This window comes from Streptacidiphilus melanogenes, assembly GCF_000787835.1.
Classification (GTDB): Bacteria; Actinomycetota; Actinomycetes; order Streptomycetales; family Streptomycetaceae; genus Streptacidiphilus; species Streptacidiphilus melanogenes.
Genome location: NZ_BBPP01000022.1, coordinates 1 through 25,858 on the forward strand (window position 1 = coordinate 1; position 25,858 = coordinate 25,858).

Sequence of the window (25,858 nt, forward strand, 5' to 3'; positions counted from 1 at the left end):
GGAGCCGGTGCCTCCTCGGTGACGGCCTCGACGGCCTCGGCGACGACCGCCGCAGCGGCCTCGACGACCTCGGCGACGTCGGCGGTGACGGCCTTCTTGGTGGCGCGGGTGCGCTTGCGCGGCGCGGGCGTCTCCTCGACCGTCTCGACGACCGGGGCCTCGACCGCAGGAGCCTCGACGACCTCGGCCACGGCCTTCTTCGTCGCGCGCGTCCGCTTGCGCGGAGCCGGCGTCTCCTCGACGACGACCGGAGCCTCGAGGGCCTCGACAACCTCGACGGGAGTCTCCACGGGAGCCTCGGCCGTACGCGTCCGCCGACGGCGCGGCTCCGCAGGAGCCTCCTCCGTCACGCTCGGCGCAGCCTCGACGGCCGGCGCGGCCACCTCGGCCACCTCGGCGGCCGCCGCCTCGACGGTGTCGACCACGGCCTCTGCCGCGACCTCGGCCTGGTCCCCGCCGCGCGTGCGGCGACGACGACGGCGCGCGGGCGCGTCGGCGATCTCCGCCACCTCGTCGGGCGCGGACGGTGCGGCCGGGGCCTCGGTCGTGGTCCCCTCCGCCGAGACCGGCGCATCCGAGCCGCCGCGCGTGCGGCGGCGCTTGCGGTCGCGCTCACGGCGCCCGGCCGGACGGTCCGCGTCATGCTCGGCGTCGCGGTCACGGGTGCGGCCCTCGCTGCGGCCCGCGGGCTTGGTCGTGCCGCGGCGACGACCGCCACCGGGCTCGCCCAGGTCCTCGATCTCCTCCGCGTCGAGACCGGCGCGGGTGCGCTCGGCACGCGGCAGGACACCCTTGGTCCCGGCGGGGATGTGCAGCTGCTCGTACAGGTGCGCCGAGGAGGAGTACGTCTCCTCCGGGTCGTTGAACGACAGCTCCAGCGCCTTGTTGATCAGCTGCCAGCGCGGGATGTCGTCCCAGTCGACCAGCGTGACCGCGGTGCCCGACGCGCCCGCGCGGCCGGTGCGGCCGATGCGGTGCAGGTAGGTCTTCTCGTCCTCGGGGCACTGGTAGTTGATGACGTGCGTGACGCCCTCGACGTCGATGCCGCGGGCGGCGACGTCGGTGCAGACGAGGATGTCGACCTTGCCGTTGCGGAACGCGCGCAGGGCCTGCTCGCGGGCGCCCTGGCCCAGGTCGCCGTGGACGGCGCCGGCGGCGAAGCCGCGCTTGGTGAGCTGCTCGGCGACGTCGGCGGTGGTCCGCTTGGTGCGGCAGAAGATCATCGCCAGGTTGCGGCCCTCGGCCTGCAGGATGCGTGCGACCATCTCGACCTTGTCGAGCGAGTGCGCGCGGTAGATGTGCTGCGAGATGTTCGCGACCGTCGCGCCCTGGTCGTCCGGCTGGGTGGCGCGGATGTGGGTCGGGCGGTTCATGTAGCGGCGCGCGAGGCTGATGACCGCGCCCGGCATGGTCGCCGAGAACAGCATGGTCTGCCGCTGCGCGGGAAGCAGGTCGATGATCTTCTCGACGTCGGGCAGGAAGCCCAGGTCGAGCATCTCGTCGGCCTCGTCCAGCACCAGCGTGCGCACGGCCGACAGGTCGAGCTTCTTCTGACGGGCCAGGTCCAGCAGACGGCCGGGGGTGCCGACGATGACGTCGACGCCGCGCTCCAGCGCCTCGATCTGGGTCTCGTAGCCGCGACCGCCGTAGATGGAGAGGACCCGGACGTTGCGGACCTTGCCGGCGACCAGCAGGTCGTTGGTGACCTGGGTGCACAGCTCGCGCGTCGGGACGACGACCAGCGCCTGCGGCGCGGTCGGCAGTTCGGCCGCGGTGAGGCGGCCGGCGTCCACGTCGGCGGCGACGCGGACGGAGTCGATGATGGGGAGCCCGAAGCCCAGGGTCTTGCCGGTGCCGGTCTTGGCCTGGCCGATGACGTCGTGGCCGGTCATGGCGACCGGGAGGGTCATCTCCTGGATCGGGAAGGGAGTGATGATGCCAACGGCCTCGAGGGCCTCTGCGGTCTCGGGAAGGATCCCGAGTTCACGGAACGTAGTCAGGGCTGTGCCTCTTCCGGATGTGGTGCGGCCGATCGCGGGGCGGCCGGGTGCCCGTCATGGGACGGACACACTGACCGCAACCGGTTGCCTCGCGGCGGCTCACGCGCCAGCGCGTCGTTTTGACCGTCCGTGGACGTAATCGTCCAGGACGCGTCCGCGGGGAGCGGACTCGACGGGGCGCAGTGAGCGGCACTGCATGGGAGGCCCGGCGCGGGACCGCGATGGCGCGGTCTGCGGCGGCCCTCGCTCGGCCACTGCGGGGTCGGTCGGAGCCGATCGTGCAACCGACCGGGCATCCGCGTGCGTGAGGCGCGGTGCGCAGTCACGTCCGTGATGGTCGTGAAATACACCGGGCCTCGGTACCACCATACCGTCAAGTCGAAGATCGAACATGTGACGCGGACGACATCGGGCTCGTTCCTGCCCGGTTTCGTGCGTCGAGTGCCCTCCGGAGGCCACTAAGGTGCGGCGTATGGAGACCCCTGAGGCACGCAAGCAGGACGAGACGGACGAGCGGACGGCCGACGCCACGGCCGAGGCGTACCCGTCGATCGGGGACTGGGCGCAGTGCTCGGCCGATCCGCAGTACCGCGCGGCGGTGGTCGACCTGCTCGGTGCACTCGCCTACGGCGAGCTCAGCGCGTTCGAGCGGCTGGCCGAGGACGCGAAGCTCGCCCCCAGCCTGGAGGACAAGGCGGCGCTGGCGGGCATGGCGGCGGCAGAGTTCGGCCACTACCGCGTCCTGAGTGAGCGCCTCGCCGGGATCGACGAGAACCCCGCCGAGGCGATGCAGCCGTTCGCCGAGGCCCTGGAGTCCTTCCACCGCATGACGGCCCCGGCCGACTGGGAGGAAGGCCTGGTCAAGGCCTATGTCGGCGACTCCATCGCCGCAGACTTCTACCGCGAGGTCGCGGTCCGGCTCGACGACGACACCCGCGAGCTGGTGCTCGGCGTCATGGCCGACACCGGCCACGCCGAGTTCGCCGTCGGCAAGGTCCGCGAGGCGATCGCTGCGGACCCGCGCATCGGAGGACGGCTGGCGCTGTGGGGCCGCCGGCTCATGGGCGAGGCGCTGAGCCAGGCCCAGCGGGTCGTCGCCGAGCGCGACGCCCTGTCCAACCTGCTGATCGGTGGCACCGAGGTGCGCGGCTTCGACCTGGTCGAGGTCGGCAAGATGTTCAACCGCATCACCGAGGCCCACACCCGCCGCATGGCGGCCCTGGGCCTGGCGTCCTGAGCCGCGGCTCTGCTGCTCTGCGCCCCCGCGGCCCGGCGGCCCCGGGGGCTGGCCGGGGCCTGTCGCCTGAGTCCGCCTTTGGGCCTGAGCGGGCTACCTGCCCCCGCGCCGCCTACGGCTGATCTTCGTCTGAGGGCCTGGCGTGAGGCCTGACGGCCTCGCGCCCGAGCGCACCGGGCCCTCGATCCGCGCGCTCGCTTCGGCCGACGCGCGCGTGGGCGTGGCCTTGGGCCCGATGGCCCGGTGTCTGAGCGCACCGGGCGCTCGATTCGCTGGGTCGGCTCGGCCGGAGCCTGGCGTCCGGGCCTGGCGGGAGGCCCCAGCCGGGGGCGTGGCTCCTGCGCTGGTCGGTTGAGACGGCTTGCGCCCGGGCCTGAGCTGGCCGGCGTGATGGCCTGCGCCGGGTCGCACCTGAGGGGCGGCGTGACGTGTGCCAGGGGCGTGTGGCTGAGCGCGGCCGACTGAGCTCGGGTGTGTGCCCCGGCTCGGCGGCTTGGCCCCGGTGAGCGGTGCCCTTGTGCCCGGGCCGACCGGTCCGACGTTCGTGGGTGTGCAGGGCCGCCCGGTGGGCGGTGGTCAGGCGTGCCGGGGATGATGCGTTGATCGCTGGTCCGGGCGGGCCAGCAGCGAGACCATCGCGGCGGAGCCGAGGACCGCGCAGACCGTGGTCTCCACCGGGTGGCCGTCGCCGAAGGCGATGTGGGCCACTCCGCCCAGCAGGAGTGCGGAGCAGAGCCCCGTCAGCACCGTCACCACGCGCGGTGCCGGGAACAGGCCCCCCAGCAGCAGGACGGCACCCAGCCCGACGGCCAGTCCGGCGATCGCGAAGGCGATCAGCTCGACGGTCATGGTCACGGCCTCCCGGCTGGTGTGGTGCGGGCTTCTCTGTGCGCTTCTTGTGGACGCGGTCGAGAAAGCCCTACCCACAACGAGGCCGGGACATACCAGGACACGCGGAACGCCCCGTTCCCCCCGGAAGTCGGGGTGAACGGGGCGTTCCCGGTGGTGCGGCGCCTCAGCGCCAGGTGCCTCAGAGCGTGCCGAAACCGACCTTCTGGCGGGTCGGCTCGCCGATCTCCACGTAGGCCAGGCGGTCGGCCGGGACCAGGATCTTGCGGCCGTGCTCGTCCGTCAGCTTCAGCAGCTTGCCGCCGTCCACCGCAGCGGCGACAGCGCTCTCGACCTCGTCGGCAGTCTGCGTGCTCTCGAGAACGATCTCCCGAGCCGCGTTCTGCACGCCGATCTTGACCTCCACGGCTTTCGTCCCTCCGGGCCCATCACAGGCGTTCGTCGTTCACACGCGGCCGACCGGCCACGTGCCGTACGGCCCCACCATACGGCTACGGAGCCGGTCAGCGGGGCCGGTCGAGGGGAGGTGCGGTCAGTGCCCCACGTCCCCGCCGTGCAGCGGGAAGCCCTTCAGGCCGCGCCACGACAGGCCGGAGACCATGCGCACGGCCTCGTCCTGCGGGATCGTCTCGCCCTGGGCGAGCCAGAAGCGGGCGGTGATCTGGCACAGGCCGCAGACGCCGACGGCGAGAAGCATCGACTCCTCCTCGGGGAGGTCGGTGTCCTCGGCGATCACCTTGCTGACCAGGGTGGCCGTGTCCCGGGTGACGCGCTCGACGCGCTCGCGGACCGCCTCCTCGTTGGTCAGGTCCGACTCGAAGACCAGGCGGAACGCGCCCGACTCGGAGGAGACGTAGGCGAAGTAAGCCTCCGTGGTGGCCAGCACGCGGCTCTTGTTGTCCGTGGTCGACTCGAGCGCGGCGCGGATCGCGTCGACGAGGGCCTCGCAGTGCTTGTCCAGCAGCGCGAGGTAGAGCTCCAGCTTGCCCGGGAAGTGCTGGTACAGCACCGGCTTGCTGACGCCGGCGCGCTCGGCGATGTCGTCCATCGCGGCGGCGTGGTAGCCCTGCGCGACGAAGACCTCCTGCGCGGCGCCCAGCAGCTGGTTGCGGCGGGCACTGCGCGGCAGGCGAGTGCCGCGCGGGCGCTCGGCCGTGTCCTGGATTGCCGTCACGGTGCTCCTCACTCAGCGTCTGGTCTGACAGGCGCCGCTTGTCATCCCGGCGCCTGCGGCCATCCTACTTTCGGGTAATGCCTGGTACCGCAGGTCCGGACCCGAAAGTCCCGGCCCAGGCTTGTGAGGATTCCACAAGGATCCCGTCACCGGTACTCGTCTTCGTCGATTCGGACCTCGACCTTCTGTTCGGCGGTGTCCGCTTCGGGCGATTCCAGGGCGACATCTTCCTGTGTGAGGCTCTTGGGCTCCTCGTCGTCGTTCTCCCCGTCGGCCTCGACCTCCGGCCGCTCGTCCGCCTCGGCTTCGTCCAGGGAGTCGAGCGCGGCGTCGTTGACCTCGGACATGGTGGCCTCCCTGGGCGTGGTGGGTGGGATGGGACGAGCCGGACGCGGGCTCTGCTCGGTGAGGTCCGGGTAGGGCTTCCGGTGCCGTCACGGCACCGCCCTCTTAGCATCGTCCCCATGAGTGGACTGCGCGAGACATTCGAAGCCGAGACCACGACGGGCGGCGACACCCTGTACCAGGTGCAGGCGCCCGGCAGTCCGCTCTTCGCCGAGGCCCAGCCGCCGCGCGGGTCCGGACTCCCGGCCGCGCTCTTCGTCCACGGCCTCGGCGGGTCCACCCGCAACTGGGAACCGCTGATGGCCGAACTGGCCGCGAACGTCGACGGCCACGCCGTCGACCTGCCAGGATTCGGCCAGTCCCCGCCGCCGGACGACGGCGACCTCTCCCTCGACGCGCACACCCGCGCGGTCGTCGACCACCTCGAACGCAGCGGCCGCGGTCCCGTCCACCTCTTCGGCAACTCCCTGGGCGGGGCGGTCGCGACGCGCCTGGCCGCGACCCGGCCCGATCTGGTCCGCACCCTGACCCTGATCTCCCCGGCCCTGCCGGAGCTCCCGCCGCAGACCACGGCCTGGCCGACGGGCCTGCTCGCACTCCCCGGCGCGCCCGCCGTCATCCGCCGCGCATCGCGCGGCGGATCGTTCGAGTCGCAGACCCAGGCCCTTCTGGAGCTCTGCTACGGCGACCCGGGCAGCATCCCGCCGGAGCGCCGCGCGCTGATGGTCACCGAGTACCGGCGTCGAGCACAGCTGCCCTACGCCCTCGACGTCCTCTCCCGCAGCGCCCGCGGCATCGTCCGCGCCTACACCGAGCGCGGCGACCACTCGCTGTGGCGCCAGGCGGAGCTCGTCACCGCACCGACCCTCCTGGTCTACGGCCTGAAGGACAAGCTCGTCGGCTACCGCATGGCGCGTCGTGCCAGCCGCGCGTTCGCCGACTCCCGGCTCATGGTCCTGCCCCACGCGGGACACGTGGCGATGATGGAGTTCCCGGCCCTGGTCGCCCGCCGGGTGCGGGACTTCCTCGCGGAGATCGACGGCCGGGAGAAGTAGGCCCGACGGTCCGAACGCGTCCTTGGCCGGCCCGCGGACCGCCGCGGTGCACAGGTGTCCGCGCTGCGAGTTCGCCCACCTCCGGGTGGATGGTTCGTCGTACAACCGACGGTGTCCCGGGCGGCGCGACCGGTGGCGGCCGCCCGTCGCGCTCCCGTGTGGTGTGCGCGGTTGTGGGGCTTCACTCCTTCGGGTGGTAGGGGGCCGGATGGCCGACTGGGTGTCGGCGGTGGGACGTAGTTTCGTGCCGTCGGCCGAACACGCGTCCCCGCGTCGGGGTTAACCGCGGTCGGCGAGTGCTCGTGGGGGAGTCCGCGGCCTGACCGGCCGCTGCGCGGCTGTGTGCGCGTGGCCCTCCGCCGTTGTCGTCGTCATGTTCCGGACGGAGGTTCCATGCGCATCGCACTGGTCACCGAGAGTGTCGCCTCCGTTGCGTGGAGCGACCGACTGGTCGCCTCGCTGCCCGAGCACGAGTTCGTCCGCATCTCTCCGGCCGCCGCCGACCGGCCGCGCGCCGCGCCGCCCGTCGCCGCGCGCAGACGCCGGGCTCTCGCCGCCTACGGGGAGCTCATCAGGTCGCTGGTCGAGCCCGGCGCGGCATGCGGCTTCGGGGCGGCGCTCGACTCCCTGGTCGACGAGGCGCGCGGGGGCGGCCTGCCTGCCCTGCTGCGTTCCGGCGGAGCCCTGCGCGCGTTGGAGCACGCCTGGTTCGGTTCGCCCGCGGCCGCCGTCGCCGCGGGTCCCGGGGACGCCGGCATCCCGCTCGTGCAGGACGTCCTCGTCGCCGCGGACCTGCTGGAGCGCGCGCTGCGGCCGCTCTCCCTGCCCTGGTACGGCTCGCGGGGCGAGCTGGCCGGCGCCGACGTCTGCCACGCCGTCGACGGACCGTCCGCCGTCCTGGCGGCCCTCGTGGCCAAGCGCAGGCTCGGTCTGCCGCTGCTGCTGACCGAGCACAACCTCCACCTGCGCGAGCGTTACCGCGGCTACCGTGCCTCCCGCTACCGCTGGCCGGTGCGCTCGCTTCTGCTGGCCTTCCACCGTCGGCTCGCGCAGGAGGGGTACGCCCAGGCCGGGGTGATCACCCCGGGCAGCGCCTTCGACCAGCGCTGGCAGGAGTACTGCGGTGCACCGCGTGAGCGCATCCGCGTCGTCTTCGAGGCCACCCCGCTCGCCGAGGAGTCGGCCGTCGGGGCGGAGCCGGAGCGGCCCATGCTGGCCTGGCTCGGGCCGATAGAGCCCAGCGGCGGATTGGAGGCCATGATCAGGGCCTTCGCCCTGGTCCGTGACGAGTCGCCGCGCGCCCTGCTGCGCGTGCACGGCGAGGCCACGACGGGCGCCTCCGCTTACGAGGAGCACTGTCGCGGTCTCGCCCGGCGCCTCTTCGGCGGCCAGGCCGAGGCGGACGACGCCGTCTCCTTCGAGGGCCGTCCAGCGCGGCTGCGCTCGGTCTACGAGCGCGCCACCGTCCTGGTCTTCTCGGGCAGTGCGGGCGTCCGCCCGCAGCTGCTGGCGCAGGCCCAGCTCAGCGGGCGCCCGGTGGTGGCCGCCGACGCGGGGGCCGCGCGCGAGGTGGTGGGCCCGACGGGCCTGCTCGTTCCCGTCGGCGAGCCGGCCCCGCTCGCCGCCGCCTGCACGGCCCTGCTCGGAGACGAGGAGCGCCGCGGGCGGCTCGGCCACGCCGGGCGGCTGCGCGCCCAGGAGCTGTACGCGGTGGAACCGGCCGTGGACGCCTTCCGCGCGCTCTATCTCGAGCTCGCCGCCGAGCTGCCCGCCCCCGCGCCCGAGCGGACCGGACAGCCCTTCGCCCGTCCCGCCGAGTACTGGGTCGGGGCCTTCCCGAAGGGGGTGCCGGCACGATGACGCCTCGTCCCGCCTCGCGCGGCGGTCATACGCCGCGCCATGGGGGCGCGGCCGGACAGCATGCCGCCGCCGCACGGTCCACGCAGGGCCCCGGCCGCCACGCAGGACAGGCTCGACCCGGCCGTGCTGCGCCGCCCGGTCGTCCGCGCCCGGCCGACCCGGTGCAGGCCCTGATGGAACGCCACCAAGAACTCTTCGCCGACGCGGTGGACCCGCTGGACATTGCCGAGACGCTGGAGCGTTCCGGCATCGGCCCGCAGACCGCGGGACGCTACCGACACGGCGACGTCTTCTCGCTCGCCGAGGAGCTCCACGCCCGCGTGCCCCGACGGGCGACCGCCCTCCCGCCCGCCGAGGGCGAGTGGCGGCACCGCGCCCGCCCGGCGCTCATCGCAGGGACCGCGTCGGCCGCGGTCGCCCTGCTCCTGTGGGGCTTGTCGGTGCTGAGCCTGCCAGTGCCGCCCGGAGCGCAGGTGGCGGTGTTCGCGGCCGCGGCCGGTCTGACGCTGGGCCGGGGCCTGCCGCTGCCGGAGCGCGCCCTGTTCGGGCTGGGCGTGGGCGGCCTGCTCGCCCTCGCCCAGGGCGTCGGTCCGGCGCAGTTCGCGCTGGCGGCCGGTGTGGGCGTGGCCGAGTGGTGCGCTCGCTGGTACCGCCATCTCGGTTCGGGCCACGTCCGCTCCCGTTCCTCCCACGAGTTCCGTGCCCGGATGCGGCCGGTGCTGCCGGCCGTCGTGCTGGTCCACCTGACCGTTCTGGCCGGGCTGACGGCGGGGGCGCTGGCGCTGCCGTCAGCGGCGGCCGGCCACGGGGCGGTGGCCCACGTGGCTCGAGCGGCCCACGCGACCCATGCCGCCTGGGCGAGCCAGGGGACGGTCTGGGCGGCCCAGTGCGGCGCCGGCGCCGCACTGCTGATCGCGCTGCTCCTGCGGCACGGAGAGCGCACCCCGACGGGCCTGGCCGCCCTTGCGTCGGCGTGCGGCTGTGCCGCGCTGGCCCGAGTGACACCACCGCACCCCGACCTCACTGCCTGGGCGTGCGCGGTGACGGTCGGATCGGTCCTGCCCTGCGCATGGATCGCCCTGCTCAGCCCGACCGCCCACCGCCTCGCGATCGCCGACCCCGGCGAAGGGGAGCCGGGTCCGTAGGCGGCCGAGTCGGCCCCGCCCCGGCCTCACGGTTGCGGCGCTCGTCTCGTGCGGCGGGCCGCAGCCGCCGCCGGGTCCTCCGCGCTCACGGGGGCGCGGAGTCCCCGGCCGGGGCCGAGGTTCCGGACCCACTCGGCCCGGCCCTGCCCGACGCCTCCGATCTGCCCGAGCTCTCCGACGTCCCCGAGTACGTCCCCCGAGCAATCTCCCGGACGTCCTCGGGGAGCAGCGAGTGCCCGGGGCACGTGGTCCTCGCGCCTCCGACGCAGGAGGAACGAGGCCGGTGCCGGGCCACCGGGTCGGCGGCGTGGGGCCGGCCGGGGCCGGTCCAGGCGGAGCTCCACCCACCCATCCGAGCAACGACCGCTCTACGTACGGAAGGACCCACCTGATGAGGGTGCTGCTGCTGGGCGCCGACGGCTTCATCGGCCGTCGTGTCGCCGATCGACTCTTCGCCGACCCGGAGCTCCAGGTCACCGTGCTCGGCCGGCGCGACTCGGCGGACATCCGTTTCGACCTCGCCGCCGGCAGCCCCGGCGCGCTGGCGCGGTTCCTCGACGCCGTCATGCCGCGTGTGGTGGTCAACTGCGCCGGCGCCACCTACGGCAGCCCGCGGGACCTGGTCCGGGCCAACACGCAGGCCGTCGCGACCGTCTGCGAGGCGATCCGGCGCAGTCACGACCCGGCACGCCTCGTCCACGTCGGCTCGGCCGCCGAGTACGGTCCCGTCCCCATCGGGACGGCCACGGCCGAGACCGCCGATCCGCGTCCGCTCGGTCCGTACGGGGTCACCAAGCTGGCGGGGACGGAGCTCGCGCTCTCCTCGGGGCTCGACGCGGTCGTGCTGCGCATCTTCGACGTGGTGGGGCCGGGTGTCCCGGCCGGATCGCTCTTCGGGCGGCTCTCGGAGGGGCTGCGGCGCGCCCTGGAGCGAGGCGAGTCTCACGTCCGCACGGCCGATCTGTCCGCATTCCGAGACTTCGTCGACGTCCGGGATGTGGCGCGCGCGGTCCAGTCCGCCGCTGTCTCGGCCGCGACAGGCGTGATCAACATCGGTGGAGGTGCGGGGGTGCGCATGCGCGACGCGGCGGGGCTGCTCGTGCGTGCGTCGGGCTTCGAGGGCCGGCTGATGGAGGAGTCGCGGGGGCCGATCTCCGGTGCCGACGCCGCGGACCGCCCGATGGAAGTGCTGTGGCGTCAGGCGGACATCCGCACCGCGCGCGAGCGCCTGGGCTGGCGCCCTCGTGTGCCGCTGGAGGAGTCCTTGGCCGACATCTGGATGGAGACGGCCTGCCGCGTGTGAGGCGGCCGCCGCCGGTCGACGTGCGGGACCCGGCGGCCAGTCTCACCGTCGTCTCATCAGATGTCTCGCACATTGGACCATGGGCGTCGGAATACCCGCTCGCGTGGCACTGTTGGCCAGGGAAACACATCGCCTGACCACCACCGGAGTCCCCCGTGTCGCTGCCACCCCTGGTCGAGCCCGCCGCCGAGCTCACCGTGGACGAGGTCCGCAGGTACTCCCGCCACCTGATCATCCCGGATGTCGGGATGGACGGGCAGAAGCGGTTGAAGAACAGCAAGGTGCTCTGTGTGGGCGCCGGTGGCCTGGGCTCGCCCGCGCTGATGTACCTCGCTGCGGCCGGTGTCGGCACCCTCGGCATCGTGGAGTTCGACACCGTCGACGAGTCGAACCTGCAGCGGCAGATCATCCACGGCCAGTCCGACGTGGGCCGCTCCAAGGCGGAGTCCGCGCGGGACTCGGTCAAGGAGATCAACCCCTACGTCAACGTGATCCTTCACGAGGAGCGCCTCGACGTCGACAACGTCAAGGAGATCTTCGCCGAGTACGACCTGATCCTGGACGGCACGGACAACTTCGCGACCCGTTACCTGGTCAACGACGCGGCCGTGCTGCTGGGCAAGCCGTACGTCTGGGGTTCCATCTACCGCTTCGACGGCCAGGCCTCGGTCTTCTGGGCCGAGCACGGCCCCTGCTACCGCTGCCTCTACCCGGAGGCCCCGCCGCCGGGCATGGTCCCCTCCTGCGCCGAGGGCGGCGTCCTGGGCGTGCTGTGCGCGTCCATCGGTTCGATCCAGGTCAACGAGGCCATCAAGCTGCTGGCCGGCATCGGCGAGCCGCTGGTCGGCCGTCTGATGATCTATGACGCCCTGGAGATGACGTACCGCCAGGTCAAGGTCCGCAAGGACCCGAACTGCGCGCTGTGCGGCGAGAACCCGACGGTCACCGACCTGATCGACTACGAGGCCTTCTGCGGTGCGGTCTCCGAGGAGGCCCAGGTGGCCGCCGCGGGCAACACCATCACGCCGAAGCAGCTCAAGGAGTGGCAGGACACGGATGAGGACATCTACCTCATCGACGTCCGCGAGCCGGCCGAGTACGAGATCGTCAGCATCCCGGGCGCCACGCTGATCCCGAAGAACGAGTTCCTGCTCGGCAACGCCCTGGAGAAGATGCCGCAGGACAAGAAGATCGTCCTGCACTGCAAGACCGGTGTCCGCTCCGCCGAGGTCCTCGCCGTCCTCCACGCGGCCGGCTTCGCCGACGCGGTCCACGTCGGCGGCGGCGTCATCGGCTGGGTGAACCAGATCGAGCCGGAGAAGCCCGTCTACTGAGGCGCGCGCCCGCGCTCGACGCACGCAGTGAAAGGGAGCCCCCGACCGCAAGGTTCGGGGGCTCCCTTTCGTGTGCTTCTCGCAGCTTCCTGCGGCGCGCGTCCTTACAGCGCGCCGCGCCGCTGCAGGTAGCTGAAGCAACCCCAGCCCGGCAGGACCGGCAGCCAGAACGTCAGCAGGCGGAACATCAGCACCGCCGGCCCCGCGATCGCGCCAGGCACGCCCGCCGCCGAGCTGAGCAGCAGGATCAGTGCGGCGTCGATGGTGCCGATACCGCCCGGCACCGGGACGGCGGACCCGGCCGCGTTCCCGGCCAGGTAGACCACGGCGATCGCGGCGAAACCCGCCGTGCCGCCGAAGGCGAGCACGCAGGTGTAGAGGCAGGCGATGAAGGCGATCGACACCAGGATGATGCCGCCGAAGCCCGTGGCCAGCTTGGACGGGGTGCGCAGCAGGTCCAGCATGCGCGGGACCACGCCGATGAAGAGCGTCCGGAGCTGCTGGAACACCCAGCGCCGCAGCGGCGGGATCGCCGTGACGATCAGCACCACGACCGCCGCCACCAGCAGCACCGTGATCACCGTCCGTGCCGAGGGCACGTCCGAGCTGTTGGCCGTCCCGGCGATGAAGCCGAAGCCGAGCAGCAGCAGGATGTGCATGCCCAGACCGACCAGCTGCGAGGCGCCCACGCTGGCGACGGCCTGACCCGGTCGCACGCCGCAGCGCTGCAGGAAGCGCGCATTCAGCGCGACGCCGCCGACCGCCGCCGGGGCGACCAGCTTCACGAAGGAGCCCGCCACCTGGGCGGCGAAGGTTCGCCAGAACGGCAGCTGCTCGGGCACGAACCCCGCGAGGCTCATGGTCGCACCGACGTAACTCGCGATCGAGGCGCCCACCGCGATCATGATCCAGCCCCACTGCGCGTGGGCCAGCTTGGTCAGCGGGTTGTTGGTGAGCTGGCCCACCAGCAGGTACGCGGCGAAGGCGCCCGCGACGAGGCTGATCAGGGTCTTCGGCTTGAGCCGCTCCAGCTTGGCGGGCTCGACGGGGGCCTGCGGCACCAGGGCGAGGATCTGCTCGCGGATGAGCGAGAGCAGGTCCGTCGGGTCCGGGTGCGCCTCCAGTGCCTCCTCGACCTTGACCCCGGCGGCGATCTTCGCGTCCCGCTCCGCCTGGACCGCGGCCTTGGCCTGCCGGTGGTACGCCTTCAGGTCCTGGCGGGTGGAGCGGCTCAGCCCGACCGGCTGCAGCATCGGCAGCGCCGCCGCGGTGCGGGAGGTGCCCAGCACCTCCGTCGCGGAGGCGACCGCCCGCTCGGGACCGACCCGCAGGGCGATCGTGGTGAGCAGCTGGGCGACGTCCATGCGCAACGCCAGATCACCGGCGGCGATGTCCCCGCCGGCCAGGTTGACCAGGCAGGTGCCGCCGTCCTCGGTGACCAGCAGCGCCCTGGAGGTGAGCTGCCGGTGCGCGATGCGGCGGTCATGCAGGATGCGGACGGAGGTCCAGGCGTCGGAGAGGATCTTGTCGGTGATCTCCTCGTCGGCCAGGTCCGCGAAGGCGCGCCCCTCGACCCGCTCGTAGACCAGGATCACCGCGTCGGGGCCCAGCTCGGAGGTGGCGATCAGGTGGGGCGAACGGGCCCCCGCCGCGTTCGCGGCGTAGGCGATCAGGGCCTCCTGCTCGAGGGCCTGCCTGAGCGACTGCGGGCTGGAACGGGTGGCCACGGCGCGCAGCCGCAGCCGCCGCCAGAGCCGGTAGAAGAAGCCGGAGGCCTGCTGCTCACGGTCGATGACGTGCACGTCGAGCGGCGGGCCGACCTGCTGGACGACCAGGTAGCGCCGGGTGCCTTCCGGGCCGTCGGGGGAGCGGTGCGCGGTGATCGGGTCGAAGCCGACCTTGCGCAGGCCCGCCAGCAGGTGTTCGCCGGTCGGCCGCACGTTGGGGCTGCCGACGGCGTAGAGGGTGCCGTAGGCGACCGTCAGGCCGAGCAGGATGGTGATCGCGATCGACAGCGGGGTGGTGTTCCCGCCCACCAGTTCGGAGAGGCTGTCGAGCAGCACGACGAGCCAGAGCGCCACCCGCCAGCGCGGCCGGCTCGACATGCCGACGGCGGTCATGTACGCGATGACCGGCGTCAGATAGCCGTGCACCGGATCCGATGCGGTGCCGTTGTGGGTGACCACCAGCGCGCCGTAGACGGGAGCAGGCGCGGCCTTGAGGACCCACAGGTCCACCCCGAGCGAGATGCCGTGGGCCAGCACGGCGGCGAGCACGCCGTCCGCCACCCGCAGCCCGTCGCGTTTGATGAGCCGCTCGACGGCGAAGGCGACCGGCACGATCAGGACGGCAGCGGTGGAGAAGAAGCTGGTCAGCGTGACCAGAAAGCTGGGCAGCCGGTTGGCGCCGGAGTTGATGTCGACGGTCAGGCCGCTCGTCGTCGACTGGGCGATGCTGGCCAGCACCAGCACGGCGGCGATGCCGAACAAGCCGAGCAGGAAACGCAGCAGGTCGGAGGGCCGGTGCGCCCGAGCGGGCAGCAGTGGCTCGTTGACCGCGACGCTCACGTCGTCCGGTCCGGGCCCGTCGAACCCTTCGCCGGTGGCGTCGCCTCCGGCCGCGCCGTCGTCTTCGGCGGCGCGTGTGTGGGTGACCGGCTCGTCCGCGGTCGGCTCCGCCCCCGTGGTCGCAGGAGCAGCGGCCGAAGCCGCCGCCGACGGCGCCGCGGAGGGAGTCGCCGAGCCGGAGGAACGCTTCACCAGATCGACGGGCGGCTTCTTCCGGCCAGACTGCTCGGGCGCGGACCCGTTCGAGGACCCCGTCGCGGACCCGTTGGCGGACGCCGTGCCGGGATCAGTCTCCGTCCCGGGGCGGCCCTGCTCCCGGGCATCGTCCTGCGGGGTGGCCTCCGGCGGCTGAGGGGGGTCCGTCGGCGCACCGGGGTCGGATGCGGGCATGCGTCGGGGCGCGTCGGCAGAATCCGCCGCGCTCGTGGCCCTCGGTCCGGTCATCGCTCCCCGTGTGCCTTCTGTCCGTCCGCCCGCCGTCGTCCCTTCATCAGGGCCCCTTCAGGTCATTCAAGGGTGGCATGGTCGGATCGAGCGCGCGGCGGTGAGGTGTCCCCGTGCCGACCCTCGGCGGATGCTACATTCCCCCGGCTGGGTGAGCGAGGATGTTCCGCGCCGTCGTACCCCCAGGGTGTCGCGCTTCCGCACGCAATGTCGTAGGCGTGCGCCAGAATGCCGGATGTGGACGAAGGGGCTGCAGAGTCGGAGCTCCCGCCGTACGCCGAGCGCGTGCTCGACGTGACGGAAGGCATTCCGGCCGGACGGGTGATGACCTACGGCGACGTCGCCGAGTACCTCGGCGAGGGCGGCCCGAGGCAGGTCGGACGGGTGATGGCGCTCTACGGCGGGGCCGTGCCGTGGTGGCGGGTGATCCGCGCGGACGGGCGGCTGCTGCCGGGCCACGAGCTGCGCGCGCTGGAGCAGTACCGGGTCGAGGGCACGCCGCTCCGCGATGTGGCCGGACAGCACATGCCCCGCGTCGACCTGCGCCGCGCCCGCTGGGACGGGCGTTCGCGCTGAGTCCTCGGCCGGGCGCACGGTACGCGCGGGGCGTGGCGTATCCCACGGATCCGGCGATTCGGGAGACAACGGCGGGGCTGTCGGGGCAGGATCGTAGGCTCGCTCCCGGACGGAGTGCCTGAGGCGCCCCCCGTCCTCGTGTGCCGCCTCGCTTGCTTCGTTCCTGGATCCGCCCATGACCACCTCCCTGCCCGCCGGCGCCTACCGCCTGGTGCGTGAGCCGGTCGCGCCTGCGGTGCCGCCTGCGCTGGACGCGTACCAGCAGGCGGTGGTGGACCACCGGGGCGGGCCGCTGCTGGTGCTGGCCGGTCCCGGCACCGGCAAGACCACGACGCTGGTGGAGGCGGTCGCCGCCCGGATCGCCGAAGGCGTTCCGGCGGAGGAGATTCTGGTGCTCACCTTCAGCCGCAAGGCGGCGGTGGAGCTGCGTGACCGGATCACCGCCCGGGTGAACCGCCCGACCGGCTCGACCGGCCCGGCCGGAGCCGCGGACGGGGCCGGAGCCGCGGGCGCGGCCGTGCCGCAGGCCACGACGTTCCACTCCTTCTGCTACGCGCTGCTCCGCGCTCATCAGGAGCCGGATCTCTACGCCGAGCCGTTGCGCCTGCTCTCCGGCCCCGAGCAGGACGTCCTGGTGCGCGAGCTGCTGACGGGCGGTGCGGAGGACGCGCGTGCGGGGATGGCCGGTGGTCCGGGGTGGCCTGCGGAGTTGCGGGCCGCCCTCACCACGCGCGGCTTCGCGGACGAGGTCCGTGCCGTCCTCGCGCGCGCCCGCGAGCTGGGCCTGGGCGAGACCCAGCTGGCCCGCTTCGCCGAGCGCGTCGGTCGCCCCGACTGGCAGGCGGCGGCCCGCTTCCTCGCGGAGTACCTCGACGTTCTCGACGGCCAGGAGCTGCTCGACTACGCCGAGCTGGTGCACCGCGCGGTGCTGCTGGCCGAGCGTCCGGACGTCGGCGGGCTGCTGCGCCGGACCTTCAAGGTCGTTTTCGTCGACGAGTACCAGGACACCGACCCGTCCCAGGTCCGGCTGCTGCGCGCGCTGGCGGGCGGTGGCCGGGAGCTGATCGCCGTCGGCGACCCGGACCAGTCGATCTACGCCTTCCGGGGCGCGGACGTGAACGGCATCCTCGACTTCCCGCACGACTTCCCGCAGGCGGACGGCCGTCCCGCACCAGTCCGGGTGCTGCGCGTCTCGCGCCGCGCCGGGCGTCGGCTGCTGACGTCCAGCCGGGTGCTGGCCGAGCGGCTCCCGGCCGGACGCCTCCCGGCGGCGGCGCTGGCGGCGCACCGCGACCTCGTCCCGGCCCGGGAGGGCGGTTCCGTCGAGGTGCTCACCTTCCCCACCCCCGGCGCCGAGCTCGACAACATCGCCGACCTGCTCCGCCGCGCGCACCTGGAGCAGCAGCTCCCATGGTCCGAGATGGCCGTCCTGGTCCGCGCCGGGTCCCGATCCCTCCCGGGGCTCCGACGCGCTCTCACCTCTGCGGGGGTTCCGGTCGAGCTCGACGGCGACGACCTCCCCCTCCACGCCGAACCGGCCGTCGCGTCGCTGCTCACCGCGCTGCGCATCTGCGCCCTGTCGGCCGCCCGCTCCCGTCGGCTCATGGCGCTGGGCGGGAACGACCACCCCATCCCGGCCCAGCCCGGCCCGCAGGACGAACCAGCCGACCAGGCCGTCCCAGACCCGTCCGGGACGGCCGCCGCGGCGCCCGACGTCGAGGGCAGCTCCCAGGAAGGTGTCCCGCACGTCGGTGACCTGCGCTTCCGTTCCGCCGTGCGCGACGCCGAGGAACCGCTGACCGTCGAGGTCGCCGAGCAGTTGCTGACCGGGCCGCTCGGCGGGTTGGACGGGGCCGATCTGCGCCAGCTCGGACGGGCGCTCAGGGAGGAGGAACGCGGCGCCCTGCGCGAGGTGCCCGCCGAGGTGCGGCGTGCCGTGCGGCCCGCGGGGGAGCTGATCCGGGAAGCGCTCGCGGAGCCCGAGCGGCTGGTGCTGCTCGCGGGGCCCGCGGCTCGACGTGCGCGTGAGCTGGGACTGCTGCTGCGCAAGGTGCAGGACCTGCTCCTCGGTGGCGCCACCGCCGAGGACACGCTGTGGGCGCTGTGGGAGGCGAGCAGCCCCTGGCGGGAGCGGCTGGAGCGCGCCGCCCTGCGCGGTGGCGCGGCCGGGCGCAACGCCGACCGCGACCTCGACGCCCTGTGCGCGCTGTTCGAGACGGCGGCCCGCGCCGAGGTGCGGGCGGGCGGCCCGCGCGGCGCGCTGAACTTCCTCGCCGAGGTGGAGCAGCAGGACATCGCCGCCGACACCCTTTCCGGCCGGGCCGTACGCACGGACGCCGTCCGGCTGATGACCGCGCACCGTTCGAAGGGCCTGGAGTGGCGGCTGGTCGTCGTCGCCGGGGTGCAGGAGGGCCTCTGGCCGGACCTGCGGCGCCGCGGCTCGCTGCTGGAGGCGGACCGGATCGCCGTGGACGGGATCGCTGAACCGATGCCGCAGAGCGCACTCCTGTCCGAGGAACGTCGTCTCTTCTACGTCGCGGCCACCCGCGCCAAGGAGCGGCTGGTCGTGACCGCCGTCCAGGTGGCCGCGGAGGACGGCGACGAGCCGTCCCGCTTCCTGCGCGAGCTGTACCGCGAGCGCCCGGACGGCACGCGTGTGCCGGACGTCCGCGTCGAGGACGTGACGCACCGGCCACGCCGTGCCCTGTCCGTCGCCGCGCTGGTCGCCGAGCTGCGCGCCACCAGCGTCGACCCGGACGCCTCGCCGCAGCTGCGGGAGGCCGCCGCCGAGCGGCTGGCCCGGCTGGCCGCGCTGGTGGACGAGGACGGCCTCGCGCTCGTCCCGGCCGCGAACCCGCACCGCTGGTGGGGCATGGCCGACCTGACGCAGAACGAGGTGCCGGTGCGTGACCCGGCACGGCCGGTCGAGCTCTCCGGCAGCGCCTTGGAGTCGGTGAACGCCTGCGCGTTGCAGTGGTTCCTGGGGCGCGAGGTCCGGGCGCAGGAGGTGTCCAGCGGGGCGCAGGGCTTCGGCAACGTGGTGCACGTCCTCGCCGAGGAGGTCGGCGCAGGGTCCACCCCGGCGGACCTGGACGTGCTGATGGCCCGGCTGGACCGGGTCTGGGACGCGCTCGCCTTCGACGCGCCGTGGAAGTCCGAGCAGGAGAAGGGTGAGGCGCGCGCCGCGCTGGAGCGGTTCCTGACCTGGCACGGCGCCGAGCGGGGACGGCTCCCCGTGGCCACCGAGCAGCCGTTCGACGTGGAGCTCAAGGCGGGCCCGTACGCGGTCCGCATCCGCGGCACCATGGACCGCGTCGAGCGTGAGAACGCGACCGGCGCGGCCTACGTCGTCGACTTCAAGACCGGGCGCAACACCCCCAGCAGGGCCCAGGTCGAGGAGCATCCGCAGCTCGGCGTCTACCAGCTCGCCGTCCGCGAGGGCGCGGTGGACGAGGTCTTCGACGGCTCCCGCCCCGAGCCGGGCGGCGCGGAACTCGTGCAGCTGCGCCAGCCCGAGTCGAAGGCGGTCGCCGACGCGCCCAAGGTGCAGCACCAGCCCGGCCTGGCGGAGAACCCGGCCGGCCCGCAGTGGATCGAGGGCCTGCTGGCCGAGGCGGCGGATCGGGTGCTGCGCGAGCGGTTCGTCCCCACCACGGGCGACCAGTGCGGCCACTGTTCCTTCCACGCCAGCTGCTCGGCCCGCGCTGAGGGCCGCCAGATCGTCGAGTAGGCGGGTGTCCGGAGCACGAGGCCCGGCCGTGTCCGACCCACGCGCTAGCGTGTCACGCATGCCAGGCCGCCTGACCAGTCCCGAGGAGCTCAAGGAGCTCCTCGGGATTCCGTTCACCGAGGAGCAGCTGCGTGCGATCACCGCGCCGCTCGCCCCCGCGGTGATCGTCGCGGGCGCCGGTTCGGGCAAGACCACGGTGATGGCCGCCCGCGTGGTGTGGTTGGTCGGCACCGGACAGGTCCGGCCCGAGCAGGTGCTCGGCCTCACCTTCACCAACAAGGCGGCCGCGGAGCTGTCCGAGCGCGTTCGCAAGGCGCTGCTGCGAGCCGGGGTCGGCGGCTACGCCGAGCCGGTTCCTCCCGGTCGGGGTGCGGCCGAGGGCGGGGACGGCAGCCTCGGCGAGCCGGAGATCTCGACCTACCACGCCTTCGCGGGGCGGCTGCTCAAGGACCACGGGCTGCGCATCGGCCTGGAGCCCGACGTCCGGCTCCTCGCGGACGCCACCCGCTTCCAGCTCGCGGCCCGGGTACTGCGGCAGGCGCCGGGGCCGTACCCCGGGCTGAAGGACGGCGTCTCGTCCCTCATCGCCAAGCTGGTCAAGCTCGACGGCGAGCTGGCCGAGCACCTGGTCACCCCCGAGGCGCTCGCCGCACACGACTCCGCCCTGCTGGCCTCTCTGGACGGGGTCAGGCTCAGCAACGAGGCACTGCGCGCCGTCCCGGTCGCGGCCGAGGCGCGCCGCGAGCTGACCGAGCTCGTGGTCCGCTACCGCGCCCGCAAGCGCGAGGCACAGCTGATGGACTTCGGCGACCAGATCGCCGCCTGCGCCAGACTCGCCCAGTCCCGGCCCGAGGTCGGCGCGCTGCTGCGCGAGCAGTTCGCCGTCGTGCTGCTGGACGAGTACCAGGACACCTCCGTCGCCCAGCGGCTGATGCTCGCCGGTCTGTTCGGCGACGGCACCGGCCACCCCGTCACCGCCGTCGGCGACCCCTGCCAGGCGATCTACGGCTGGCGCGGCGCCTCCGTGGCCAACCTGGACGAGTTCCCGTACCACTTCCGCGGCGCGGACACCCGGCGCGGCGCGGACACCCGGCGCGGCGCGGACACCCGGCGCGGCGCGGACATCCGGCGGGACGCGGCCGTCGAAGGCGGCGCGCTACCGGAAGGCGGCGCGGACGGCGGGGGCCGTGACGGCGCCGGGGGCGGCGACGGCCCGCCCGCCGCGCGCTACTCGCTCAGCGAGAACCGCCGTTCCGGCGGCAGGCTGCTGGCCTTCGCCAACGACCTCGCCGCACCCCTGCGCGCGATGCACGAGGGCGTCGCAGCGCTGCGTCCCGCGCCGGGGGAGGAGCTGGCCGGTGGGTTGCGGTGCGCGCTGCTGGCGACGCACGAGGCGGAGGTGGCCTGGGTCGCCGACAGCATCGCCCACCTGGTGCGCACCGGCACACCGCCGGGCCGGATCGCGGTGCTGTGCCGTGCCGGGCGCGAGCTCTTCCCCGACGTGCACGCCGCCCTCGTGGCCCGGGACGTGCCGGTCGAGGTCGTCGGTCTGTCCGGGCTGCTGCACCTGCCCGAGATCGCCGACCTGGTCGCGACCTGCGAGGTGCTGCAGGACCCGACGGCCAATGCCGCGCTGGTCCGCCTGCTGACCGGTCCGCGCTGGCGGATCGGGCCGCGCGACCTGGCCCTGCTGGGGCGTCGCGCCCGGGATCTGGTCCGTGGCGCAGCCGGTGACGACGGGCGGCAGGACAAGCTGGAGCAGGCCGTCGCGGAGGCCGATCCGACGGAGATCGTCTCGCTGGCCGACGCGCTGGAGTCCTTCCTCTACCCGGGGCAGGCGGGCGAGTCGGAGCTGCCCTTCTCCACCGAGGCGGCAACCCGGTTCCAGCGGCTGGCGGCCGAGATCCGCGAGCTGCGCCGCGCGCTGGCCGAGCCGCTGATGGACGTGCTGCACCGGATCCTGACGGTCACGGGCCTGGAGGTGGAGCTCGCGGCCTCTCCGCACGCCCTCGCCGCGCGCCGCCGCGAGACCCTCTCCGCCTTCCTCGACGTCGCGGCCGGCTTCGCCGACCTGGACGGCGACCCCTCCCTCGGCGCTTTCCTCGGCTTCCTGCGCACCGCCCAGGAGTACGACCGCGGCCTCGACAACAACCTCCCGAGTGGCGAGGACACCGTCAAGGTGCTCACCGCCCACAAGTCCAAGGGCCTGGAGTGGGACGTCGTCTTCGTTCCCGGCCTGGTCAAGGGCGCGTTCCCGAGTGGAACCGGGCGTGAGAGGTGGACCTCGCGTCCCGAGGTGCTTCCGCACGCCCTGCGCGGCGACGTGCCCGCGCTGCCCGCCGATCCGGCCTGGACCTCGGCCGGGCTGAAGGCCTTCGAAGCCGCGATGAAGGAGCATGCCGCGACGGAGGAGCTCCGCCTCGGCTATGTCGCCTTCACTCGCCCCCGTGCGCGGCTCCACGCCTCCGGCCACTGGTGGGGGCCCACGCAGAAGCGGCCGCGCGGTCCGTCGGAGTTCCTGACGGCACTGCGCGAGTTCGGCGAGCAGCGGCCCGAGGCCGGCGTCGAGATCGAGCACTGGGCGGAGCCGCCCGCCGAGGGGGAGCAGAATCCCGCACTGGACGAGACGGCCGAGCACGTCTGGCCGTTGCCGCTGGACCCGGCGGCCCAGGCCGCGCGCCGTGATGCGGGCACCCGTGTGCTGGCCGGGCCGCGCGGGGAGGCGTCCCCGCAACCCGAGACGGGCGAGGAGCGGCGGCTCGTCGCGTCCTGGGACCGCGATCTGGAGCTGCTCTCCGCCGAGCTGCTGCGCGCCCGCTCGCGGGTGCGGGACGTGCCGTTGCCCGCTTCGCTCTCCGCCTCCCAACTCCTGCGTGTCGCCGCCGATCCGGACGGCTTCGCGCGCGAACTGGCCCGGCCGATGCCCCGCCCGCCGCAGCCCGCGGCCAGGCGTGGCACCCGCTTCCACGCCTGGGTCGAGTCCCGGCTGGCCGTCGAGCCGCTGCTGCTGCTGGGCGAGGACGAACTGCCCGGCCTGGACGACTCCGGGATCGAGGACGAGCGTGACCTGGCCCGGCTGAAAGAGGCCTTCCTTCGTACCGAGTACGCCGCGCGCACTCCGTACCGGATCGAGGAGCCGTTCCAGCTGATGCTCGGCGGCCGGGTGATCCGTGGCCGGATCGATGCCGTCTACCGCACGGCGGCGGGCTTCGAGGTCGTGGACTGGAAGACCAACCACAGGGAGACCGCCGACCCACTGCAGCTGGCGGTCTACCGGCTGGCCTGGGCCGAGCGCGAGGGGGTGGAACTCCACCGCGTGACCGCGGCGTTTCTGTATGTTCGTAGTGGAACAGTCGTGAGACCCGAGGGGCTTCCGGACCGCGCGGGGCTGGCGGCGCTGCTGGACGCCGTTACTCCGAATGGGGAGCGGGTCGAGGAAGCTGCGACCGGGGCTTCGTGAAAGGGCTGTGCAGCCTGTCCAATTCGCGCCTAATGTGGGGACGTTAACCAGTCAACTTCGATCCAACGTTGAACTTTTTCTGGCCGCGGTTGAGGCCGCGGTCGGACGCCCTCGGGCCCGCCGGGCCCTCGGGCCGCCGGCTCGCTCACCCGCCCACGCTCAAGCACCCTCGTTGCACCTTGTTGCACAGTGCCCGCAGGAGAGACGACGTTGACTGCCGCCGGAAGGTTCCGCCAGCTCAGCCGCAGGGGCCGTTGGGTGCTTCTGCTGCCCTTCCTCGGCGTGGCCCTGGTCTTCGTGCTCGATCGGGCCAGCAACAACCCCGACGTCACCTTCGAGCCGGCGCTCTCGGCGGGCCCGGCGCTCGCCGCCGTCGTCAGCAGCAACGTCTGGTTCCCGCTCCTGGTGGGCGGGGTCGCCATCGGTGAGGCCTTCGTCATCGCGGCGGAGGACCAGACCATGGCCGCCTCCGTCCACACCGCGAGCGTTCTCGCGATCGTGCTGATCAGCGCGATCGGCGCGGCCAGCGTCATGCTGCGCAACCGGCAGGAGCGAGCTCTGGCCGACGCCCGGCTGGTCTCCGAGGTGGCCCAGCGCATCCTGCTCCGCTCCATCCCCGAGCGCATCGGCCCTGTGCGCGCCGCCGTCCACTACGCGGCGGCCGCCGCGCACGCCCGCATCGGCGGCGACCTCTACGAGGTCGTGCAGACCCGGTACGGCGTCCGCGCCGTCATCGGCGACGTCCGCGGCAAGGGTCTTGCCGCGGTCGAGACCGCCGCTGCGATCCTCGGCGCGTTCCGTGAGGCCGCACACCAGGAACAGGCCCTGGACAAGGTCGCCGCCTGGCTCGCGGACAGCCTCGGCCGGGCCCTGCACGAGAACGGCGCCGAGCACGAGGGCAGCGACGAGGAGTTCGTCACCCTGGTCCTGGTCGGCGTCGGCGCCGACGCGGTCGTCGAGATCGTCAACTGCGGCCACCCCGCCCCGCTGCTGCTGCGCCGGGGCACTCCCGTCCGTTTTCTCGACCCGCCGTCCAACGTGCCCCCCCTGGGCGTGCTGGAGCCGGAGGACGTGCACCCGCCGATCCTGCGCCTGCCGCTGCAGGAGGACGACCGACTGCTCCTGTACACCGACGGCGTCATCGAGGCGCGTAACAGCTGGGGGGTCTTCTACCCCCTCGCCGAGCGCGTCCCCGACTGCGCGGCGGCGGACACCCCCGCCCTGGTCCTGGAGCGGATCCACGAGGACGTCCGCCGACACGTCGGCCACCAGCTCGGCGACGACGCGGCGATGCTGCTCCTGCAGTACACGCCGCTCCCGACGACCGGCGCGGTCGCCCCGAACCGCTCCGTGGTCCATCCCCGGGTCTCCACCACCCAGGCGGACCAGCTCCCGCTGCTGGACCGCAGGGACTCCCGGGAGTAACCGGCTGCCGCGCGACGGGGAGGCGTGAGGCGCTGCCGACCCGCGCCCGCCGGTAACGCGACCGGGCGCAGGCGGGGTGAGGCGACCGGCGGTGACGCGACGGGGTGCAGGCGGGGAGCCCACCGGCGAACGCCCGTGGCCGGGGAGGCCACCGGCGAACGCCCGGGTGGCGTGCGGGGCGCCGGGCCCGGCCGGTCCCCTCCGGCGGCCCCGGCGGGACGTCAACCCCGGAGCGAAAGCTCCACCAGCAGCGGCCGGTGGTCGGAGACCCGGGTCGTCGGCGTCTCGACGCGCTGCACGGCGGTTCGTGGGACACCGACCGCGAGCACGTGGTCGAACTGCACGGCTGGCCGGTGAGCGGGGTAGGTGGGGGTGCGCGCCAGATCGCGCCAGCCCTGCAACCGGCCGCGCGGTGACGCGGTCCGCAGCGGACGGCGGGCCCTCGGCCGCGGCAGGCGGCCGCGGTCCACGACCGCGGCGCCGCCCAGCACCGTGCGCGGGACCGGGCCGACCAGGTTGAAGTCTCCGAGCAGCAGGTACGGCAGCGGCAGGTCCGCGATCCACCGGCGCATACCGGCCAGCTGGCCCATGTTCCAGCCCGGTACGAAGGACAGATGGGCGGCGACCACCGTGAACGGGCCGGCAGGCCCGTCCAGCACGGCGGCCAGTGCCGTGCGGGGCTCGTCCGGGACGGGGGTGAGCCCGCGCCGTCCGGCGACGCGCAGCGGGAGGCTGAACGGCGCCGCTGGGAAGCGCCGCGCCCGCCAGTGCAGCACAGGAAGGCGGGTGAGCAGGGCGGTGCCGTAGGCGGGCTGGTCCGCGTCGCGCCCCGCGTCGTCGGGGCCGTAGACGCGGAGCGTGGTCGCGCCGGGAGCGTGCACCCAGCCGGCGACGGGTGCCGGGTGGCCCACCACGGCGGCGGCGAAGCGGTAGTCCCGGGCGCCCAGCGCCTTCGCTCCGACGGCGGCCTGGTCGACCCGTCCGGAGCGTTCCTGGAACCGGTCGACCTCCTGCAGCGCGAGCACGTCCGCGTCGAGAGCGGCGATCGCGTCCGTGAGCGGTGCCTCCGGGACGTCACCCGGTCCGTCCGCGGCCGAGAGCGGTCTGCCCGCACGGTCCATGGGCTGGCCGTGCAGGAGGTTGAAGGTTGCGACGCGCAGCTGGCTCACGGGACGAACCTACGCCAGGCGGGCCGGGGCACAGGAACGGCGGAGGCGGTCCGTCGACACCCGCCCGGCGCGCACGCCGGTCGCGCGCGGCGTGCGGGCGCTCCGGCGTGCGGGGCCCGGGCCGTGCGGCTCGGGCGGCGCGTCCTGGCCGGTGCTGTGATCAAACGCGCTTGCCGGGCGGCCGC

17 protein-coding genes are annotated in these 25,858 nt (G+C 73.8%); 10 read left to right on the forward strand and 7 right to left on the reverse strand.

The features are described 5' to 3' along the window. The coding region (locus tag TR49_RS22470; protein ID WP_042384334.1) for a DEAD/DEAH box helicase at positions 1–1,910 on the reverse strand (1,910 nt) is incomplete at its 3' end. Between the two features lie 562 nt (positions 1,911–2,472). Here TR49_RS22470 and TR49_RS22475 point away from each other — a divergent pair. Further along, a complete protein-coding gene (locus TR49_RS22475; protein ID WP_042384336.1) occupies positions 2,473–3,237 on the forward strand; it encodes a ferritin-like fold-containing protein in 765 nt (254 codons plus the stop codon). 576 nt (positions 3,238–3,813) lie between these two features. On the opposite strand, the gene TR49_RS22480 is transcribed toward TR49_RS22475, so the two are convergent. The 4 genes from TR49_RS22480 to TR49_RS22495 all read right to left on the reverse strand — a co-directional run bounded on the left by TR49_RS22480 (position 3,814) and on the right by TR49_RS22495 (position 5,607). Beyond that, entirely contained in the window at positions 3,814–4,086 is a 273-nt protein-coding gene (locus TR49_RS22480) for a hypothetical protein (RefSeq protein ID WP_052434541.1), read from the reverse strand. A gap of 181 nt (positions 4,087–4,267) precedes the next feature. After that, on the reverse strand, positions 4,268–4,492 hold the full coding sequence (locus TR49_RS22485) for a DUF3107 domain-containing protein (protein ID WP_042365086.1): 225 nt from the start codon (positions 4,490–4,492) through the stop codon (positions 4,268–4,270). Positions 4,493–4,618: 126 nt separating this feature from the next. Beyond that, positions 4,619–5,260 (reverse strand): TetR/AcrR family transcriptional regulator, encoded by a 642-nt coding sequence (locus TR49_RS22490; RefSeq protein ID WP_042384338.1) that lies wholly within the window; start codon positions 5,258–5,260, stop codon positions 4,619–4,621. A 146-nt stretch (positions 5,261–5,406) separates the two neighbouring features. Further along, positions 5,407–5,607: a hypothetical protein gene (locus tag TR49_RS22495; protein WP_042384347.1), complete on the reverse strand. Its 201-nt coding sequence runs from the start codon at positions 5,605–5,607 to the stop codon at positions 5,407–5,409. A gap of 117 nt (positions 5,608–5,724) precedes the next feature. Here TR49_RS22495 and TR49_RS22500 point away from each other — a divergent pair, with 117 nt between their 5' ends. The 5 genes from TR49_RS22500 to moeZ all read left to right on the forward strand — a co-directional run bounded on the left by TR49_RS22500 (position 5,725) and on the right by moeZ (position 12,302). Next, positions 5,725–6,660 carry an alpha/beta fold hydrolase gene (locus TR49_RS22500; protein ID WP_042384349.1) on the forward strand — a complete coding sequence of 312 codons (936 nt, stop codon included), beginning with the start codon at positions 5,725–5,727 and terminating at the stop codon, positions 6,658–6,660. A 393-nt stretch (positions 6,661–7,053) separates the two neighbouring features. Next, complete coding sequence (locus TR49_RS22505; RefSeq protein WP_042384351.1) at positions 7,054–8,520, forward strand: glycosyltransferase; 1,467 nt, start codon at positions 7,054–7,056, stop codon at positions 8,518–8,520. Between the two features lie 173 nt (positions 8,521–8,693). Continuing rightward, positions 8,694–9,665: a hypothetical protein gene (locus tag TR49_RS22510; RefSeq protein WP_152627403.1), complete on the forward strand. Its 972-nt coding sequence runs from the start codon at positions 8,694–8,696 to the stop codon at positions 9,663–9,665. 391 nt (positions 9,666–10,056) lie between these two features. Then, entirely contained in the window at positions 10,057–10,968 is a 912-nt protein-coding gene (locus TR49_RS22515) for an NAD-dependent epimerase/dehydratase family protein (protein WP_042384354.1), read from the forward strand. Positions 10,969–11,123: 155 nt separating this feature from the next. Further along, entirely contained in the window at positions 11,124–12,302 is a 1,179-nt protein-coding gene (gene moeZ, locus TR49_RS22520; protein ID WP_042384356.1) for an adenylyltransferase/sulfurtransferase MoeZ, read from the forward strand. Positions 12,303–12,406: 104 nt separating this feature from the next. On the opposite strand, the gene TR49_RS22525 is transcribed toward moeZ, so the two are convergent. Beyond that, a complete protein-coding gene (locus tag TR49_RS22525; RefSeq protein WP_042384359.1) occupies positions 12,407–15,259 on the reverse strand; it encodes a lysylphosphatidylglycerol synthase transmembrane domain-containing protein in 2,853 nt (950 codons plus the stop codon). 291 nt (positions 15,260–15,550) lie between these two features. Here TR49_RS22525 and TR49_RS22530 point away from each other — a divergent pair, with 291 nt between their 5' ends. The 4 genes from TR49_RS22530 (at position 15,551) to TR49_RS22545 (ending at position 24,504) form a co-directional block, all read left to right on the forward strand. Continuing rightward, positions 15,551–15,889 carry an MGMT family protein gene (locus TR49_RS22530; protein WP_439654121.1) on the forward strand — a complete coding sequence of 113 codons (339 nt, stop codon included), beginning with the start codon at positions 15,551–15,553 and terminating at the stop codon, positions 15,887–15,889. A gap of 175 nt (positions 15,890–16,064) precedes the next feature. Continuing rightward, positions 16,065–19,619, forward strand: a complete 3,555-nt coding sequence (locus tag TR49_RS22535) for an ATP-dependent helicase (protein ID WP_042384363.1) — start codon at positions 16,065–16,067, stop codon at positions 19,617–19,619. Positions 19,620–19,677: 58 nt separating this feature from the next. After that, a complete protein-coding gene (locus TR49_RS45045; RefSeq protein WP_042384364.1) occupies positions 19,678–23,079 on the forward strand; it encodes an ATP-dependent helicase in 3,402 nt (1,133 codons plus the stop codon). A 258-nt stretch (positions 23,080–23,337) separates the two neighbouring features. Beyond that, the gene (locus TR49_RS22545; protein ID WP_052434543.1) at positions 23,338–24,504 is read left to right on the forward strand and encodes a PP2C family protein-serine/threonine phosphatase; all 1,167 of its coding nucleotides are present in this window, start codon (positions 23,338–23,340) and stop codon (positions 24,502–24,504) included. Between the two features lie 221 nt (positions 24,505–24,725). Here TR49_RS22545 and TR49_RS22550 read toward each other — a convergent pair whose 3' ends face one another. Next, positions 24,726–25,673, reverse strand: a complete 948-nt coding sequence (locus TR49_RS22550; protein ID WP_152627404.1) for an endonuclease/exonuclease/phosphatase family protein — start codon at positions 25,671–25,673, stop codon at positions 24,726–24,728. Between the last annotated feature and the right edge of the window lie 185 nt (positions 25,674–25,858).